Annotated in this window: 12 protein-coding genes, 2 pseudogenes and 1 riboswitch; of the genes and pseudogenes, 8 read left to right on the forward strand and 6 right to left on the reverse strand. The window is 69.6% G+C overall.

What is annotated here, in order from left to right; translation table 11 throughout:
• Positions 1 to 353: 353 nt before the first annotated feature.
• Positions 354 to 576, forward strand: a riboswitch (cobalamin riboswitch).
• A 165-nt stretch (positions 577 to 741) separates the two neighbouring features.
• Complete coding sequence (metE, locus tag D1J63_RS06285) at positions 742 to 3060, forward strand: 5-methyltetrahydropteroyltriglutamate--homocysteine S-methyltransferase (protein WP_125628088.1); 2319 nt, start codon at positions 742 to 744, stop codon at positions 3058 to 3060.
• A gap of 334 nt (positions 3061 to 3394) precedes the next feature.
• Positions 3395 to 3904: a DinB family protein gene (locus tag D1J63_RS06290; protein WP_164712735.1), complete on the forward strand. Its 510-nt coding sequence runs from the start codon at positions 3395 to 3397 to the stop codon at positions 3902 to 3904.
• Between the two features lie 31 nt (positions 3905 to 3935).
• Here the strand turns inward: D1J63_RS06290 and D1J63_RS06295 are convergent, their stop codons facing one another.
• Together D1J63_RS06295 and D1J63_RS37640 are read right to left on the reverse strand one after the other, a co-directional pair.
• On the reverse strand, positions 3936 to 5057 hold the full coding sequence (locus D1J63_RS06295; protein WP_125628090.1) for an IS630 family transposase: 1122 nt from the start codon (positions 5055 to 5057) through the stop codon (positions 3936 to 3938).
• 50 nt (positions 5058 to 5107) lie between these two features.
• Positions 5108 to 5786, reverse strand: a pseudogene (locus tag D1J63_RS37640) ((2Fe-2S)-binding protein).
• A 128-nt stretch (positions 5787 to 5914) separates the two neighbouring features.
• Between D1J63_RS37640 and D1J63_RS06305 the strand changes: the two are divergent.
• Positions 5915 to 6364, forward strand: a complete 450-nt coding sequence (locus D1J63_RS06305) for a hypothetical protein (protein ID WP_232249206.1) — start codon at positions 5915 to 5917, stop codon at positions 6362 to 6364.
• Between the two features lie 12 nt (positions 6365 to 6376).
• A pseudogene (locus tag D1J63_RS06310) lies at positions 6377 to 6719 on the forward strand (MarR family transcriptional regulator).
• A 34-nt stretch (positions 6720 to 6753) separates the two neighbouring features.
• On the opposite strand, the gene D1J63_RS06315 reads toward D1J63_RS06310, so the two are convergent.
• Positions 6754 to 7074 (reverse strand): hypothetical protein, encoded by a 321-nt coding sequence (locus D1J63_RS06315; RefSeq protein WP_125628091.1) that lies wholly within the window; start codon positions 7072 to 7074, stop codon positions 6754 to 6756.
• A gap of 506 nt (positions 7075 to 7580) precedes the next feature.
• Positions 7581 to 8843 (reverse strand): cellulase family glycosylhydrolase, encoded by a 1263-nt coding sequence (locus D1J63_RS06320; RefSeq protein WP_073730444.1) that lies wholly within the window; start codon positions 8841 to 8843, stop codon positions 7581 to 7583.
• 496 nt (positions 8844 to 9339) lie between these two features.
• On the opposite strand from D1J63_RS06320, the gene D1J63_RS06325 reads away from it, so the two are divergent.
• The 3 genes from D1J63_RS06325 to D1J63_RS06335 all read left to right on the forward strand — a co-directional run bounded on the left by D1J63_RS06325 (position 9340) and on the right by D1J63_RS06335 (position 13352).
• On the forward strand, positions 9340 to 10953 hold the full coding sequence (locus D1J63_RS06325; RefSeq protein ID WP_164712736.1) for a cellulose binding domain-containing protein: 1614 nt from the start codon (positions 9340 to 9342) through the stop codon (positions 10951 to 10953).
• A gap of 88 nt (positions 10954 to 11041) precedes the next feature.
• A complete protein-coding gene (gene manA / locus D1J63_RS06330; protein ID WP_125628093.1) occupies positions 11042 to 12289 on the forward strand; it encodes a mannose-6-phosphate isomerase, class I in 1248 nt (415 codons plus the stop codon).
• An 88-nt stretch (positions 12290 to 12377) separates the two neighbouring features.
• Positions 12378 to 13352 carry an ROK family protein gene (locus tag D1J63_RS06335; RefSeq protein WP_125628094.1) on the forward strand — a complete coding sequence of 325 codons (975 nt, stop codon included), beginning with the start codon at positions 12378 to 12380 and terminating at the stop codon, positions 13350 to 13352.
• A 201-nt stretch (positions 13353 to 13553) separates the two neighbouring features.
• Here D1J63_RS06335 and D1J63_RS06340 read toward each other — a convergent pair whose 3' ends face one another.
• Positions 13554 to 14582, reverse strand: a complete 1029-nt coding sequence (locus D1J63_RS06340) for a LacI family DNA-binding transcriptional regulator (protein WP_055469152.1) — start codon at positions 14580 to 14582, stop codon at positions 13554 to 13556.
• Positions 14579 to 17029 (reverse strand): glycoside hydrolase family 2 protein, encoded by a 2451-nt coding sequence (locus tag D1J63_RS06345; protein WP_125628095.1) that lies wholly within the window; start codon positions 17027 to 17029, stop codon positions 14579 to 14581. Before D1J63_RS06345 ends, D1J63_RS06340 begins: the two co-directional genes overlap by 4 nt.
• A 271-nt stretch (positions 17030 to 17300) precedes the next feature.
• On the opposite strand from D1J63_RS06345, the gene D1J63_RS06350 reads away from it, so the two are divergent.
• Positions 17301 to 18623 carry an extracellular solute-binding protein gene (locus tag D1J63_RS06350; RefSeq protein WP_125628096.1) on the forward strand — a complete coding sequence of 441 codons (1323 nt, stop codon included), beginning with the start codon at positions 17301 to 17303 and terminating at the stop codon, positions 18621 to 18623.
• The last annotated feature ends 74 nt before the right edge of the window (positions 18624 to 18697 follow it).

Below are 18697 nucleotides of genomic sequence, written 5' to 3' on the forward strand. Positions count from 1 at the left end.
TCCGCCTCCGAGCCGACGCGGCGTCGGGGCAGCCGGTGGCCCGCATGCTCAGGCGCTTGTCAGACCTCGTGGTTCCCCTCATCGCGTGCCCTTGTATCCCGTTCCCCGCTGGACGACCACGGCCGGGGCTTCCGCCCGTCCGCTGTGCTCGAAGTGAAAGGTGAAGGGCACGAGGTCTCCGGCCTCCCAGCGTGTCGTGGCTGGGACGGTCACATCGCTGGTGAGCGGGGACATGTCGATGGTGCTCACCGTCGCCTGACCGGGGACCACGATCTCAGCGCCGTTCCAGACGCGTGATGTGGGTCACCGCCCGGATCGCGGACGTCCGCGTTCCCGACGGGCCGACTGCCCGTAGGCTGCCCGCAGCAGCTGGTTCGCCCCGTCAGCCAGAGGGGGCGTCGCAAGAGGGAACCCGGTGGGAATCCGGGACTGCCCCGCAGCGGTGAGCGGGAACGACCGCCGTCATACGCACTGGGTCCGAGGTACCGGTCCCGGGAAGCGACGGCCAGTAGGGGTCCTCGAACGGTGAGGACGTGCCCGCGAGTCCGAAGACCTGCCAACTGCCCGCGCTCGAACCGTTCGTGCGCGGACATCCCGGTGACCTCGAGGGCGGGTCGGCGTACATACCAGGCGGACGGACCTGCCTTGTCGCGCAGCGTCGGCCACGCCCGGTGTGTCACCCCTTCGCGTTCTCGTCCCGGCCCCGGGATCTCAGGGATTCATCTCGCGAAGGAGATCTCCGTGACCACGAAGTCCGCAGCCGCGGCAGCACGGGCCACCGTGTACGGCTACCCCCGCCAGGGTCGGAACCGTGAACTGAAGAAAGCCGTCGAGGGCTACTGGAAGGGCCACGTAACCGCAGACGCCCTCCGCGCCACGGCCGCCGAACTGCGCCGTACGAACTGGCTGCAGTTGGCCGACGCGGGCATTGGCGAGGTACCGACCGGCGACTTCTCGTACTACGACCACGTCCTGGACACCACGGTCATGGTCGGGGCGATCCCCCAGCGCCACCGCTCCGCCGTGACCCGCGACGCGCTGGACGGCTACTTCGCCATGGCGCGCGGTACCCAGGAGGTGGCGCCGCTGGAGATGACCAAGTGGTTCGACACCAACTACCACTACCTCGTCCCGGAACTGGGCCCCGACACCGCGTTCACCGCCGACTCCGCCAAGCAGGTCGGTGAGCTGAAGGAGGCCCTCGCGCTCGGCCTGACCGCCCGGCCCGTCCTCGTGGGGCCGGTCACCTACGTTCTGCTCGGCAAGCCCGCCCCGGGCGTGCCGGCGGACTTCGACCCGCTCACCCTGGTGGACCGGCTGCTGCCCGTCTACGCCGAGGTTCTGGCCGATCTGCGGGCGGCGGGAGCGGAGTGGGTCCAGCTGGACGAGCCCGCCCTCGTCCAGGACCGCACCCCGGCCGAGCTGAACGCCGCCGAGCGTGCCTACCGTGACCTCGGCGGTCTTGCCGACCGTCCGAAGCTCTTGGTCGCCTCCTACTTCGACCGGCTCGGCGATGCGCTGCCGATGCTGGCCAAGGCCCCGGTCGACGGTCTCGCCCTGGACTTCACCGGGGCGGCGGCCGCCAACCTGGACGCGCTGGCCTCCGTCGGCGGGCTGCCCGGCAAACGGCTGGTAACCGGTGTCGTCAACGGCCGCAACGTCTGGGTCAACGACCTCGCCGCCTCCTTGTCCACGCTCGGCACACTGCTGGGCCTGGCCGACCGCGTCGACGTGTCCGCGTCCTGCTCCCTGCTGCACGTCCCCCTGGACACCGCCGCCGAGCGGGACATCGAACCGCAGATCCTACGCTGGCTCGCCTTCGCCGAGCAGAAGACCGCCGAGGTCGTCACCCTCGCCAGGGGGCTCGCCCGGGGCACCGACGCCATCGCCGCCGACCTGGCGGCGAACCGTGCCGACCTCGCCTCTCGTGCCCACTCCCCCATCACCCGCGATCAGGCCGTCCGCGCCCGCGCCTCCGCGGTCACCGGGGCCGACGGGCGCCGTTCCCAGTCCTACGCGGAACGTGCCGCCGCCCAGCGCGCCCACCTCCGGCTGCCGCTGCTGCCGACCACTACCATCGGCTCCTTCCCGCAGACCGGCGACCTGCGCACCGCCCGCGCCGACCTGCGCGCCGGGCGGATCGACACGGCCGGCTACGAGGAGCGGATCAGGGCGGAGATCCAGGAGGTCATCTCCTTCCAGGAGAAGACCGGCATCGACGTCCTCGTGCACGGCGAACCCGAACGCAACGACATGGTCCAGTACTTCGCCGAACAACTCACCGGCTACCTCACCACCCGGCACGGCTGGGTCCAGTCCTACGGCACCCGCTACGTCCGCCCGCCGATCCTGGCCGGCGACATCTCCCGCCCCGAGCCCATGACAGTGCGCTGGACCACGTACGCCCAGTCCCTCACCTCCCGCCCCGTCAAGGGCATGCTCACCGGCCCGGTCACCATGCTCGCCTGGTCCTTCGTCCGTGACGACCAGCCCCTCGCCGACACCGCCCGCCAGGTCGCCCTCGCCCTGCGCGACGAGGTGAACGACCTGGAGGCCGCGGGCACGTCCGTCATCCAGGTGGACGAACCCGCCCTGCGCGAGACGCTGCCGCTGCGCGGCGCCGACCGGGCCGGGTACCTGGACTGGGCCACCGAAGCCTTCCGGCTCACCACGTCCGGCGTCCGCCCGCAGACCCAGATCCACACCCACATGTGCTACGCCGAGTTCGGCGACATCGTCCAAGCCATCGACGACCTCGACGCCGACGTCATCAGTCTGGAGGCCGCCCGCTCCCACATGCAGGTCGCCCGCGAACTCGCCGCCCACGGCTACCCCCGCGAGGCCGGACCCGGCGTGTACGACATCCACTCCCCGCGCGTCCCGAGCACCGACGAGGCCGCGGAACTCCTGCGCACCGGCCTCAGGGCCATCCCCGCCGAACGGCTCTGGGTCAACCCCGACTGCGGTCTGAAGACCCGCGCCTGGCCCGAGACCCGGGCCTCGCTCGAACACCTGGTGGCAGCCGCCCGCACCGTCCGTGACGAACTGTCCCGCTCCTGACCCCCGGCTCACCGGACCGAAGGCACCGCTTCCGGCCCGGTGAGCGGCACAGCCCGAAACGGATGTACCTCATCTCATGGCTCGGCGGGGCACACCATCGGCCAGCCCGCAGTCACTCCACCTAGTGCCGTGACCGGGAAGGTTTGCCGGGTAGGCGGTGCAGAATGACGTGGCGCCGATCGGCTGGGGGTTGTCGTACCCCCGGTGTAGCGTCCGGGCCGGAGTCAGATCATGTTCTGTGGTTGACGGAGGCGCGCGGATGACAAGTACGACGGGTGAGGCCACGGTGGGCGGCGTCCCAGCTAAGCAAGATCCAGGCGCAGGGCGCCGTTCGGTGAACGCTGAACTCGCCGCGCTCAAGGGTGCCCTGGACAGCCAGCGCGCGCACGTCGTTGGGATCCTCGAAGGGGTCTCGGAGGAGGATCTGCGGCGGTCGGTGCTGCCCAGCGGTTGGAGCTGCCTGGCGTTGCTGCGCCACCTCACGGTGGATGTCGAACGCTTCTGGTTCCCCGGAGTGATCGCGGGCGAACCGGATGTGGTCGGACAGCTCGCGGCAGGCGCGGAGGCGCACTGGTACGTCCCCGAGGGGATGAGCACCAGGGAGGTCTTCGCCGACTACCGGGCGGCCATCGCACGCGCAGACGTCGTGCTCGCCGCCGCAAACCTGGACCAGGAGCCTGCCGCGTGGCCCGTGGACATCTGGCCGACCTGGCGGCTGCCCGACGTGCGCCGCATCCTCATCCACGTGCTCACCGAGGTCGCCTGCCACAGCGGTCACTTGGACGCGGCACGCGAACTGATCGATGGCACCACCTGGCTCGGCGGCAACCCCTACGCTGGATAGTCCTCTGCCCCAGTGAGCAGCATCGAGATCTTCAGGCCGCGGTGGCGAGAGGCCGGCCGCCCCAGCGGGTTCCCTTCTCGCTGCGAACACGGGCTCGTTCACGACGCTGAGCGGCCAGAACATCGGGGTGCCGGGAGTTGGCGTTTCGCCAGCGCAGGTATCGCTGCAACTCCCTCGTCTGAACTGTGTGGTTGGGGTGATGCGAGTTGGCGAGCGTGAACTGCCGCAGCGGACCGAAGTGCGCCTCGATCGGGTTCGCCCAGGAGGCGTTGGTCGGCGTGAAGCACAGCTCGACCTTGTTCTTCCGGGCCCACCGGCGGATCTTGCTGCCCTTATGGGCGGACAGATTGTCCAGGATCACGTAGATCGGGGCGCCGTCCGGCCGGGCGGCCCGGATCGACTGCAGCGCGGCCAGCGATGGAACGGCGCCCTTGCGGCGACGGTTGACACCCCAGAGGGTGTCGTCGCCGACCGAATAGCAGCCATGGAAGTAGGTGACGCCGTGGGTGCGGTGGAAGGTCGCCGGCAACCGGTCGGGCTTGCCCTCCTTCGCCCAGCACGACCCAGCGGTGGGACGGATGCCGAGCGGCCCGAACTCGTCGAAGGCGAAGGTGCGGTCGGGGCGCTCGGTCAGCGCGTACTCGATCCGGCCCAGCTTGGCGTCGAAGTCCGGGTCGCTGGATTCCTTCCAGGTCTTGGTCCGCTGGAACGTCACGCCGCGACGGCGGAGCAGGCAGCGCGGGGCCTCGCGGCCGATGCGTATCGGACGGGCGACGTTGCGCCGCAGATGCTCGGCGAGCTTGCGGATCGACCAGCGGGTAAAGGGCTGGCCGAGCTTGGTGGGGCCGGTGATGGCCGTCTCGATGACGAACTCCTCGTCGTCAACGCTCAGTGGGCGGGGACGGCCTCCCGCCCACTGAGGGTCCAAGCAAGCCAACCCGATCTCGTTGAATCGGTGGATCACATCGCGGGCGGTGTCCTCGTCCGCCTGCACCAGGTTCGCGATCACCTGGACGGTGTTCCCGCCCGCGGAAGCCAGCAGCATCATCGCCCTGCGGAACCGCACCGTGCTGGTGCTGCCCCGGCGCACCATCCGCTGCAGCTTCTGCCCCTCCTGCTCGGTCAGCCTGCGAACTCTGACCGGCTCTGCCATCCCGCCTCCCACACCGATTGGACGTGTCGTCACATCCAACCGGCGCACGGTCAGTCAACACCAGCCCGGTGATCGTTTCCGGTCACAGCACTAGAGCCGTCCGGTGCGCGGTAGTAGAGACAGCAACTCCGGCGGCGGAACGCGAGGCCGGGGCCGGTGAGCACTCCGGTGCCCGCCAGGCGTCCGGTGTCCAGCAGCGCGGTCGTGAGGTCGGTGAGCGGCCCCCGGACGGCAGGACGGAGCGCGAGCAGGGCGTGGGCCGCCCCGGCGAGCGCCGAAGCCGAGTTGCCGTCCAGCAGACGTGGGGCAACCCTGACGCGCAGTCCTTCGGCCAGGGCCAACAGGTGACCCGTCACCTGCTGGTACAGGGCGCGGGCGCCGCCGCCGTCGAGCCCGTCGGCGTACCGGCCGACCGGGCGGGGCATCCGGAGGTCCGGTCCGTCGTCGGCCCGCTGCAGCCTCACCAGGTCTGGGACGATCCCGTGCAGCAGGACGCAGACCAGGGCCGGTGACCAGAGGCGGGCCGCGTGACCGAGTTGGGCTTGCGGAGACGTCGACGCGCGGTTCCGGAGTGCGGTGGCGGCGTGCGACTGCTTCGGAGAGGTCGGTGAAACCTGCCGCGTAGGAGTGGGCGATCTGACGTCAGCCGTCGCCCCGGCCGCCGACCTGCAGGGCGAGGAAGCCGCCGAGGTCGGCCACGTCGTGCAGGGCGGCGGTGACAGACGCGATTGAGGCACGGCGCTTCGCGGACCCGGCGGAGGAACTGGTCGAAGCACTCGGCCTGGACGGTCCACCTGGTCGGGCACCACACGGGCGGGGTGATCGCCGTCGAGCTGGCAGCCCGCCTCCAGAACCGCGTGGCCAGCCTCATACTGTCCGCGGCATCGTTCGTCGACGACGAGAAGCGCGCCGGCGCGGTCACCCACGGACGCATCGACCATGTCGACCCCGCGCCGGACGGCATGCATCTGCGGGAGTTGTGGGACAAGCGCCGCGCCTTCTACCGTCCCGGCGAGGAGGCGGCTCTGGGGCGGTACGTCGGGGACGCGCTGACCGTCCTCGACCGCGTCGAGGAGGGCCATGAGGCGGTACGCCGCTATGTCATGGAGCCCCGCCTGCCACGGATTACCGCACGCACGTTCGCGGTGTGCGCACCCCACGACCACTGTTCCCTCCCGTCCCTGGCCAAGTTCGCAGCAGCGCTCGGCTGCCCGACGAGAGTGCTGTCCGACGGGCACATGGCAGCACCAGAGCAGGTGCCCCAGGAGTTCGCCGCGACCGTGGTGGACTGGATCGGTCTCAGCTGAACTCAACACGACCTGGACCAGACCGGCCCGCGGCGCATCTCCGATTTGGCCGCGGTCGAGGGCGTCACCCAGCCCGCGATGACGGCCCTGGTCCGGGTGATGGAGGAGTCCGAGTCCGGCCTGGACGAGCGGCAGGACGACACGTCCGACAAGCGGGGCAGGACACGCTGGCGTGCCTGACCGTGGCCGGCGCCTCCTATGTCCAGACACGACGCCGGGCTGACGTCCGCGCGTTCGAGCGGTTGATCGGCAAACTCACCGGCGACGAGGTGGAGGTGCTAGTGGCGGCCTTTCCGGCGCGCTGAAGCATCTGGCAGCGCTCGAAAGCCAGGACCGCGAAAAGCCGAAGCACTGACCGGGCAGCCGGTCGGTGGGGCCGCGGTGAAGGGTCATCTGCCAGTGACCAGGCCGGTCCGGCCGTGTCCGCTCCCACACCAGGTGATCCGGCACCCCGTTGTTGGCGAGCTACGTGAGGCCAGCCGGCCGAGCATCGTACAAACGGACCCGCGAAGGCCGTTTGCGTCCAGCTCCCCCGCCATGCTCTTCGTGTCCTTGTCCACCACCGTGCGGCGCCCCATCACGGTCCGGGTGTTGGCGATGCTGAGCGTGGCAGCGTCCAGGTCGATGTCCGACCACCGCAGGCAGCAGACCCCCGCCGGACGGAGCCCCATCACGGACAGCAGCAGCGCGAACAGGCGGTCGCCCTTCATCGCAGCATCGAAGGCACCCTCCGAGGCGTTCCAACTGAATGGCGTCTGAGGCGGACAGCCTGGCCGTGGTGCAGTGACTAAGAGGCGCCGGCGGACCGCACGGCCCCACATGCGCCGTCCATGCACCCGTCGCCGCGAAGGCGCTCCGCTCGCCCGAGCCCGGTTCGGGTGCTCACGTCGGACCGCGAGGACTGGTTGAAACCGTGCGGCGCCCCCATGCAGGCGGAGATGTCTGAGCAAGATGTTCACGCGCCGGAGGGTGTCGGCCCGCGCATCGCGCACCATCCCCGACGCTCTGCGCTGAGTGAAGGTAGACGACGAGATCACTGCCGGAGTCGTCACCTGACTCAAGGGATGCCGAGGCTCCTGGTCGCGCTGGACGAAGCGGCACCCAGGCGGCCCGAATTCGGAATCTCACGTCCGTGGCCAACGCCTGGCGTCACCGTACGGCCGAATGCCCCGCCCCCTGGGACTTCCCCTGGGCGGGGCACTACCGCATCCGCCAGTCAGCGATCCGCCGCGCCGCCCCGGACGACACAGGACCGGCTGTTCTCCCAGCCCCACCCGTCACCGTCGGGATCCGAGGCGCTGCCGTTGGCGCAGTACGAGTACCCGTTGGGGGCGAGCCCGCCCGGGACCACGCACGAGCGGCTGTTCTCCCAGCCCCACCCGTCGCCGTCCGGGTCGGAGGCGCTGCCGTTCACGCAGTACGGGTAGCCGTTGGGAGCGGTGCCGCCCGTGCTGCCGTCGTCACCGCCACCGTAGACAGTGGCCGTCTTGGACGTGGCGGCGATGCCGTTGCTGCCGTTGAAGAAGCGGTCACCCCAGCTGGTCAGCGAGTTCGGGTCGAAGCCGTTGACCATGTCGAGGTACTCGACCCCGCTGCCGTTGCCGCTCCAGGACCAGCCGATGTAGCCGATACCGAGGGACTGGGCCGTCGCCATGATGGCGTCCTCGTCGGGGTTGCCGTCGCTGTGCTGGTCGCCGAACTCGCCGACGACGATGGGGAGTCCGTTGTCGACGAAGGCGTTGAGGTAGTCCTGTACCTCGGCGGCGGTGTCGTAGACCCCGTACATGTGGATGGAGAAGATGGTGTTGCGGTCGGGATCGGAGGCGAAGACCGAGGCCGCGTTGGACCGCATCGTGCCGGACCAGTCCTGGCCCCAGTTGGGTGCGTCCACCATGAGGGCGTGGTCGATGCCGGCGCCGCGGAGTTTGGTGATGGCCGCCTTGGTGGCGTCGGTCCACGCGGTGTAGTTCGTGTTGCCGAAGGGTTCGTTGCCGATGTTGACGACGACGTAGTCCTCCTGGCCCTCAAGGGCGCTCTTCACGCTGATCCAGTAGTCGGCCGCCTGGTCCAGGCTGGTCGCGGCACCGTCCTCGCCGTACCCGGTCGTGTCGTGCACCTCCAGGACGCAGATGACCTTGTTCTCCTTGCACTGCTCGATGAGCGTGGAGACTTGGGACGCGTTCGTCTTCGTCCAGCGGCCGCCACTGCCGAGCACGACGCGGACGGTGTTGGCACCCTTGGCCGCGATGTCGGCGATGGAGCTGGTCTGCTCGGGGTACCAGGTGTAGGCGTGGTTGACCCCGCGCATGACGAATGCGTTGCCGTTGCCCTCGACGACGCGTCCGTCGCTGACGTGGATACCGCCGTCCGCCGCCTCCGCCTTGCCGGTTGACGGCCCGGCGAGTGAGAGCAGCAGGCCAAGGACGGCGGCGAACGCCATCCCCGCCGTCGTGATGAGTGTGCTTCCTGGCTTTCGCATGTGTCTCCTCGGGGGTGAGTGGGACGGGGTGACGGCACCTGACCGGGTGCGCTGGACGCGCGGTGCCGGCGCATATGGATGACAACGATGTCAGACGGCGGGAGGTGCCGCCCGACACAGGCCCTCACAGGCGTCGGGGGTTGCGGAGCAGGCGCCGCACAAGCGGTGCGACGGGGACGACGAGGCAGCCGGAGGGGCTGCGGACCGCCCAGCGCCACACCATGAGGCACCGGATGTTCCATCCATGTCAATAGACGGTTCAAGATTCGCCTCAGCAAGTCGAGAAGCCCTGGCGTACTAAACCGCTAAACACGCTGCCCAGCACCAAGAGACGTTCAAGAGGGGGCAGTTACCAGCATGAACACACTCTGCGCGATTGATTGACAGTCGAAGTAGACGCCCCTACGTTCCTCCCCGATTAACCGGTACATGCAAGTCACCTCCGAACGAGAGAGCCGCTATGCATGCTCACCCCCTCCCCTCATCCAGACGGTATGTGACGCCTCTGGTGCTCCTGCTCGTGGCCGCGTTGGCGGGCGCGTGTCTGTCGCTCATGCGCCCGCCCCCGGCCTCGGCCGCCGCCGAGGACTCCTTCGTCACGCGCTGCGGGATCCGCTTCTGCCTCGACGGCGAGGAGTACTACGTCGCCGGCGCCAACGCCTATGACCTGTTCACCTTCGGCTCGGGCTCCGGCGACACCGAGACGCAGTACATGGACAAGGAACGCATCGACGCCCACATGGCACGCATGCGCGACGACGGTGTCGACGTCGTGAGGCTGTGGATGTTCAGCCACGAGAGCTGGCACGGCTTCGAGAGGTCCGAAGGCGTCTACGACGAGCAGCAGTTCGCGCTCTTCGACTACGTCATCGAGTCCGCCAGGACGCACGGGCTGCGCCTCATGCCGGTCTTCGAGAACTACTGGGAGGCATACGGCGGCATCGACACGCGCCTGGGCTGGGAGGGACTGTCCGGTGGGCAGCCCGCCCGTGCCGCGTTCTTCGACAAGGACCGCTGCCCCGGGTGCTTCACGTCCTACAAGAACTACGTGAGCCACGCCCTCAACCGGACGAACCACTACAGCGGCGTCAAGTACAAGGACGACCCGACCATCTTCGCCTGGGACCTGATGAACGAGCCGCGCTACGAGGGCCAGAGCGACGAGGAGAACGTCGAGGGGACCACGCTGCGTGCCTGGGTCGACGAGATGGGGGCCTTCGTCAAGGAGATCGACCCCAACCACCTGCTCGGCGCCGGCATCGAGGGACACGGCACGCAGTACGGCTTCGGCGGCGACGAGGGCAACCCCTTCGTCCACCTCCAGCAGTCACCGTACCTGGACTTCACCTCGGCGCATCCCTACCCGACCGAGTACTGGGCCGACCTGACCCTGGACGAGACGAAGGAGCTGGTCCGGGCCTGGATTACCGATTCGCACGAGAAGGTCGGCAAGCCCTTCTTCATGGGCGAGTTCAACGTCCACAACGTCGACCGGGCGGCCTGGTGGAGCGAGATCTACGCCGACTTCGAGGCGGCCGGCGGTGACGGCAGCGCCTTCTGGTGGTACCAGGACCGCGAGATCGACGGGAAGTTCGGCGTCACCCAGGGCGATCCGGAACTCGACGTGTTCCGTGCCCACTCCGCCCGCATGGCCGCCAAGAGCGGTCGCACCTCCCCGACCGGCACCCCGTCCTCCTCGCCCTCCACCGGAGAGCCGACGACGACCCCCGAGCCGACCACCACGCCGGACCCGACCGGCACACCCACCGCGTCGCCCACGGCCGGCACACCGTGCCGGGTCGACTACCGGCTGTCGGACTGGGGAACCACCTTCAACGCGGACGTCACGATCCACAACACCGGCAGCACGGCGGTCGACGGGTGGGAGCTGTCGTTCACCTTCCCCGGTGGCCAGTCCGTCACGCAGATCTGGAACGCCACCCGCGTCCAGGACGGTCGCAGCGTAACCGTGACCCACCCCTCGGGCTACAACACGTCCATCGCACCCGGAGCGACCGTGAACTTCGGGTTCAGCGGCGCCTCGCAAGCCGGCACGAACGGCGTTCCCGGCTCCTTCACGCTGAATGGAACAGCCTGCTCGTCAGTGTGACGGAAAGCCGACCGCATCAACTATACCGGTTCAATAACGGGGCCCGGGCAGCTCATGGAATCTGTTCAGACACGGTTAACGTACGACCGTGGATCTACTTCAACCGATCATCAAGCCATACGCATGGGGTTCACGCGACGCACTGGCCCGGCTGCAGGGGAGGGACACCCCGTCGGCCGGGCCGGAGGCGGAGTTGTGGATGGGCGCGCATCCGTCCGGTCCCGCGGGGCTGACCCGCGACGGACGGGCCACGACGCTCCTGGACGCCGTGGCCGGCGATCCGGACGGGGAGCTGGGGGGCGCCTGCGCCCAGACGTTCGGAGGCAGGCTGCCGTTCCTGCTGAAGGTGCTGGCCGCCGAGCAGCCGCTGTCCATCCAGGTGCATCCGGACCGGGACCAGGCCCGCTCGGCCTTCGCCGCCCAGCAGGCCCGCGGCGGTCACGGCCCCTACGCGGACGACTGGCCCAAGCCCGAGCTGCTCTACGCGCTCAGCCGCTTCGAGGTCCTGGCCGGATTCCGCGACCGCGAGGAGGCCGCGCACCTCCTGGAGAACCTCGAGGTCGACGGCCTTCGCCCGGTGATCGGACTGCTGCGAGCCGGCACCGGTGAGCAAGCCCTCTGCGAGGCCCTGCGCGCGCTGCTCGAACGCGCGCCGGACGATCGCGCGCCGCTGACTTCCGCCGTCGTGGCGTCGAGCCGCCGCCTGGCGCGGTCCGCGCACCCCTATGCAGCCGCGTACGCGGTGGTGGAACGCATGTCAGGACATCATCCCGAAGACCTCGGCCTGGTGGCTTCCCTGTTGCTGGACCACCGGGTTCTGGAGCCGGGCACCGCCCTGTTCATGCCGGCGGGCGGGCTGCACGCCTACGTGCACGGGGTCGGCCTGGAGCTGCTCGCCAACTCGGACAACGTGCTCCGCGCGGGACTGACGACCAAGGAGGTGAACGTGCCGGAGCTGCTACGGATCACCGACCCGGCGGTGCGCGTGCCGGTGGTCGTGCCGAGGAGCGTCCCGGGGCCGGGTTCAACCTGGCTGTACGACTGCCCGGTGGCGGAGTTCGCGCTCTACAGGACCGAGCTCGACGGCTCCGACGGGCCCCTCGTACCCGCGTCCGGCCCTCGCATCGCCTTCTGTGCGGGCGGATCGGCCCGACTGAGCACGAGGACCGGGAACTCCGAGCCGCTGCGCCTCGGCCCCGGCGCCTCCTGCTTTCTTCCCGCCTCGGACCAGGAAGTCCTGGTCGAGGGCGAAGGAACGCTGTTCGTGGCCACCGTGGGCCTGCTCCCGCCAGAGCACAGCGCGATCGCCCAGAATTCGTTTGCTTCTCTGCAATGACAACGTTGTCGCATCACCGGTTTCCTCGTCGCGTCCACATCCTGCTTCGAGGTTTCCCGGGGGATCGACTGGAGAAAGGACCACATCGGTGTACGCCGCCCTGGACATCGGAGGGACCAAAATCGCGGGAGCGCTGGTGGACGAAGGGGGGTCCGTCGTCCACCGAGCCGAACTCCCCACACCCGCGAGGGAGTCCGCCCAACGCATGGCACGGACGATCGACGCCGTGATCGACACCCTGTCGGCCGCCCCCGCCTGGGGCACCGTGCGTGGTGTGGGCATCGCCAGCGCAGGCCCCGTCGACACAGCGGCCGGCACGGTCAGCCCCGTGAACATTCCCGCCTGGCGGGACTTCCCCCTCGTCGAGAGCGTGCGCGCCCATCCACTGCTCCTCACCGGCCTCGAACCAGTCCTGCTCGGGGACGCCGTGGCCATGGCCGCCGCCGAACACTGGCTGGGGGCTGCTCGGGGCGTGGACAACGCCCTGTGCATGGTCGTCTCGACCGGCGTCGGAGGCGGATACGTCCTGGGCGGCCGACTGCATCCCGGCCCTTCGGGCAACGCCGGGCACATAGGCCACATCTCCGTCGGCATCGACGGACCGCCCTGCGCCTGCGGGGCGCGGGGATGTGTCGAGGGGTACGCCAGTGGGACCGCCATCACCCGTTACGCCGTGCAGACGGGCTGGTCGCCGGGGCCGGGTTCGCAGCCCTCGGCCGCCGCGGTCGCCGCGTCCGCACGCGAGGGCGACGAGCGTGCCCTGACTGCCTACGACCGTTCGGCCCGGGCGCTGGCCGCCGCGATCGCGGGCAGCGCGGCGCTGCTGGAGATCGAGGTCGCGGTCATCGGGGGCGGTGTCGCACAGGCGGGCGAGACGCTGTTCACGCCCCTGCGCCGCCATCTGCGCGCATTCGCGGTCCTCGACTTCGTGCGTGATCTCAAGGTGCGTCCCGCCGCTCTGGCACGGGACGCCGGGCTCATCGGCGCGGCGGCGGCGGCCCGGCAACAGTTCGCAGAACGGAGCGGGGCGACATCGCCCGTCGTTCACGAAACCAGCGCTTAACCGGTTTCGTGACACTGTTGGAGCAGTGCGGCTCACGGGGCAGCTCTTCGCTCTCATTTGCAGTACCCACTTGCAGTGCCCTTGGGTGAAATTTCCTGTGGAACTACCGCGGTCCGGCTGGCATTTCACAGCGAAGCTCTCGGTGACACGCGAAGGGGCGCGGCATGGCGCCGCGCCCCTGGACCGTCCCTGCCCGCCGCTCTACGACGGGGGCGGCGCGGTCGACGCCCGCGGTACCAGCGAGGGCGTCGCGACAGGCCCGGAGGTCACGTCGTGGCCCGCCAGTACCTCGAACAGCACTCGCGCGACCTGCGCACCGAACCCGTGCACGTCGTGGCTCATCGCCGAGAGCGTCGGATGGGTGAGCCGGCACAGCTGGGAGTCGTCCCACGCCAGCAGTGACAGGTCGTCCGGCACGGAGACGCCCATCTCGGCGGCGACACCGAGTCCGGCGACCGCCATGATGTCGTTGTCGTAGAGGATCGCCGTGGGGCGCTCGGCGGACAGCAGCAGGGAGCGGGTGGCCCGCGCGCCGTCCTCGCCCGAGAAGGCCGTCTCGACGTGCGGACCGCCGTCGAGGCCGAGTTCACTCATGGTCCGTTCGAACGCGGTCGTCCGGATGGCGCTGTGCCCGAGCCCTCGGGGACCGCCCACGTGCGCGATGCGCCGGTGCCCCAGCACCGCCAGGTAGCGCACCGCCTCGGCGACGGCCGCGTCGTCGTCGGTCCACACCGACGGGAATCCGCCCGTGAGGGACGGGTGACCGACCGCCACAGCAGGGAGGCCGATGCGCCGCAGCGGGGCGATCCGTGGATCCTCGTGGTGGAAGTCGACCAGGATCGAGCCTCCTATCTGCCGCTCCCGCCACCAGCGTTCCTGCAGCCCGATCTCCTCGTCCAGCGAGCCGACCAGGCGCAGCAGCAGTGAGCAGTCCCGCTCGGCCAGCACGCTCTCGATGCCGGAGACGAACTCCATGTAGAACGGCTCCAGGCCGAGCAGCCTGGCGGGCCGGCAGATCGCCAGGCCGACGGTGTCGACGGACTGGCGCGACAGACTGCGGGCCGAGGAGTTCGGGGCCCAGCCCAGTTGCCGGGCCGCCGCGAAGATCCGCTCCCGGGTGGCGTCGGACACCCCCGGCTTGTCGTTGAAGGCCAGGGACACGGCGCCCTTGGACACGCCGGCGGCCGCGGCGACGTCCTTGATGGTGACGCGTACGGACGGTGCGCTCACGCCGGTTCCACGCAGAACAGCGCCGCGCGGACGGCATTGGCCCCGGTGTCGGTAGCGCCCGTGACCCGCAGGCGGAGTTGTTCGCCGGGGAGGAGGGTGCGCAGTCCGGTGTCGCAGACCGCGTCCGGTCCGAGCCGGTCGGCCTGCAGGAGGAGGTCGCGTACGAGGGTGTGTGCGGTTACCACGACCTCGACATTACCCGTCCCGGCGCCCATCGGGGACTCCACGGCCACGTCGTAGTGCGGGGCCGGGTAGGCGAACTCGCGGTCCGTCACGGGCAGGTGCACGCTGCGCAGGTCCTCGCTGTCCGCGACGAGGAACTCCTTGGCGGACCCCTGGGCGGGGGCCAGGTCCTGCGGCACGGTCCGGCGGTGTACCGCGCGGGCGGCGACGGTCACGTCGAGCACGTGCTCGGCCACCTCGGTGCCGTCCGCCCGCAGGCGTCGCAGTGTGATGCGTGCCTGCCAGGGCTCGGCGGACTGGTTGACGGCGGCTAGTACGGGGAGGCCGTCGTCGCCGTCGCCCGGCTGGAGCGTGAGGAGGCGGTCCGCGTAGACCCGGCGCAGCTCATGGTAGAGCGGCTTGAGCCGGCCGTCGCCGTCGATGGCCGCCCAGGAGCTGACCGGCCAGCAGTCATTGATCTGCCAGACGATGGTTCCGGCGCACACGGGCCAGTGCGAGCGCCAGTGCTCTATCCCGGTGGCGATCGCGCGGGCCTGCACGACCTGGGTGAGGTAGTGCCAGCGGTCGAAGTCGCCCTCGGGCGGCGCGAAGTGGCGCTCCACGCCCCGGTTCAGCTTGCCGTTGCCGTCCTCGGCCTTCTGGTGGTGCAGCATGCCGGGCGAGTCGGGCGCGAGCCGTTCGCCGGGCAGCGCGCGCCGCAGGGTCGCCATCGCGGGCGGCGCCTGCCAGCCGAACTCCGAGACGAAGCGCGGCACCGAGTCACGGTACTCGGCGTAGTCCCGGCGGTTCCAGACCTCCCACGAGTGGTGGGTACCGTGGGCCGGGTCGTTGGGGTGGTGGTCCCAGGAGCCGGACCACGGGCTGCCCGCCGTGTAGGGACGGGTGGGGTCGAGTTCGGCGACGATCCGCGGGAGCAGGTCCAGGTAGTAGCCGCCGCCCCAGGAGTCGCCGCGCAGCTCGGGCTCCCAGTCCCAGTCGCGGAAGCCCCAGAGGTTCTCGTTGTTGCCGTTCCACAGGACGAGCGAGGGGTGCGGCATCAGCCGGACAACGTTGTCGCGCGCCTCGGCCTCGACCTCGCCGCGCAGCGGCTGCTCCTCGGGGTAGGCGGCGCAGGCGAAGAGGAAGTCCTGCCAGACCATGAGCCCCAGCTCGTCGCAGGCGTCGTAGAAGGCGTCGTCCTCGTAGATGCCGCCGCCCCAGATCCGCACCAGGTCCACGCCCGCGTCGGCCGTCTGGCGCAGCCGGGTGCGGTAGCGCTCGGGAGTGATCCGGGACGGGAACACGTCGTCGGGGATCCAGTTGACCCCGCGCGCGAAGATCCGTTCGCCGTTGACGACGAGAGTGAAGCCGGTGCCGTGCTCGTCGGCCGAGCGGTCCAGTTCCACGGTCCGGAAGCCTATGCGCCGGTGCCAGGAGTCGAGGGGCCGCTCTTCGGCGCCCGGACCCGCGGCTTCCTCGGTGAGCTCGAGTTCCAGGTCGTACAGGGGCTGGTCACCGTATCCGCGAGGCCACCAAAGGGCGGCGTCGGGCACCTCCATCATCAGTACGGCGTGTGTCCCCTCCACCACGCCGCGCGCCTCGGCCAGGCCGTCCCCGACGGTGGCACGTACGATGAGCGGGCGGGCCGTCCCCTGCGCGGTCCGCTCGATCTCGACGCGTATCTCGACGCGGCCCGTGCCGCCCTCGACCGTCACCAGCGGGCGTACGTCGGCCAGCCGGGCCGTCGACCAGCGTTCCAGCCGGACCGGGCGCCAGATGCCCGCGGTCACCAGGGTCGGGCCCCAGTCCCAGCCGAAGCTGCTGGCCATCTTGCGGATGTACTGGAACGGCTCCGGGTAGACGTTCGGTCGCTCCCCCGTCAGCGCCCGCACCGAGGCCGCCTCGTCGTAGGCGGAGGCGAAGTCCACCTCCAGGCGCCCGTGGCGGCCGGTGACGTCGAAGCGGTAACGCCGGTGCATGTTCCGGGTGCGGCCCACCTCCCGGCCGTCCAGCGTGATGGTCGCGGCCGTGTCGAGTCCGTCGAAGACCAGGTCGGTCCGCTCGTGCCCCTCCCCTGCGGTGTCGGAGCCCGGCAGGTCGCGGACGTAGGTCCAGGCCCGCTGTCCGACCCAGGCGACGGCGGGTTCGTTGACGCCGAGGAAGGGGTCCGGGATCAGGCCGGCCGCGAGCAGATCGGTGTGGACGCAGCCGGGGACCTGGGCGGGCAGCAGGTTGTCGCTGTGGCTCAGGCTCCAGCCCTCGGCGAGCGGGAGGACTTCCTTCATGTACGGCTCCTTCGGCGGGACGGGCCCGGTGTCGTATGAACGCGACTCAACCTAACCCCACAGAAGTGAACCGGTCTAGCCCTCCGTCCTTGACAGGAGGCCATTCGGAAGCACAGTTGGCACATGAATGGGCCGACTCAGCCTCTCACCTCAGGTAACGATTGAGTATCGCGAAGGTTTGGGAAGCTTTACCGGTTCACGAGTGGCTGACATAGTCGCCGTCAACCACCACCGGAGCCCGAGCCGTAATCCTTGGAAAGGAGCTGGGCACATGGGGAAGAGGACGCTGAGCGTCGCACTGCTTGCCACCGCGATGCTGACCGTTGCGGGGTGCAGCGGAGGGGGCAGCGCGGACGCCGGCGAGACCGCCGCCGCGCCGGTGAACCCGGACGGCGTCTCGGGGGACATTACCGTGCTCACCAATCGCACCGACCTCGTCGAGGACGGGACGATGAAGAAGTACGCCGCCGAGTTCAACAAGACCTACCCCGACGTGAAGGTCGAGTTCGAGGGCCTCACCGACTACGAGGGGGAGGTGAAGATCCGCATGAATACGGAGGACTACGGCGACGTCCTGCTCATCCCGTCGGCAGTCGCCAAGGGCGACTACCCCAAGTTCTTCGCGCCGCTCGGCGAGACCTCGTCGATGAAGCCCACCTACCGCTTCACGGACAAGACCGACGTCGGTGGCAAGACCTACGGCATCGCCACCTTCGGCACCGCCAACGGTCTGGTCTACAACAAGGCGCTGTTCAAGAAGGCCGGGATCACCGACTGGCCGACGACACCCGAGCAGTTCCTCGACGACCTCAAGACCGTCAAGGACAAGACCGGCGCGACCCCGTACTACACCAACTTCAAGGACGGCTGGCCGCTGGAGAGCCCCTGGACCAACAGTGTCGGCTCCGTCAGCTGCGACACCCAGGGCCACGACAAGCTCGCCGACATGGACAAGCCGTGGGCCGAGGGCAACGACCTCAACGCCCTCGACACCCTGCTCTACGACATCGTCCACGAGAAGCTGTCGGAGAAGGACCCGGCCACCACCAACTGGGAGAGCTCCAAGACCCTCCTGGCCAAGGGCAAGGTGGGCAGCATGGTGCTCGGCTCCTGGGCCATCAACCAGATGCGGGACGCGGCCGAGAAGGCCGGCCAGAACCCTGACGACATCGGCTTCATGCCCCTCCCGTACCAGAAGGACGGCAAGTTCTGCTCCACCCTGGTCTCCGACTACCAGCAGGCCGTCAACATCCACTCCGACCACAAGGAGGCCGCGCGGGCGTGGATCGACTGGTTCACGGAGAAGTCCGGGTACGCGGCCAAGGAGGGCGCTGTCTCGGCCCTGAAGTCCGAGGGCATGCCGGAGACTCTCAAGGACTACGTTGACAACGATGTCAAGACGATCGAGCGTTCCGCGGCACGGACGGCCGAGGTCGACGCCATCGACAACGCCTCCGAGATCGGGCTCAACAAGCCCGACTACCGCAAGAAGCTCATCGACATCGCCCGCGGTGCCACGGACGGAAGCCTCGATGGCTACTTGGACGACCTGAACAAGCGCTGGTCCGAGGCAAGGCAGACCGTCGGCTCCTGACCCCAGCACCCGTCTGGCCCCGCACCCGCCGGGTCCCCTCCCCGCCTCCCCGGAGAACGGGGGACCCGGCGCCC

Origin of the sequence: Streptomyces sp. KPB2 (genome assembly GCF_003950055.1) — a bacterium.
GTDB lineage: Bacteria > Actinomycetota > Actinomycetes > Streptomycetales > Streptomycetaceae > Streptomyces > Streptomyces salinarius.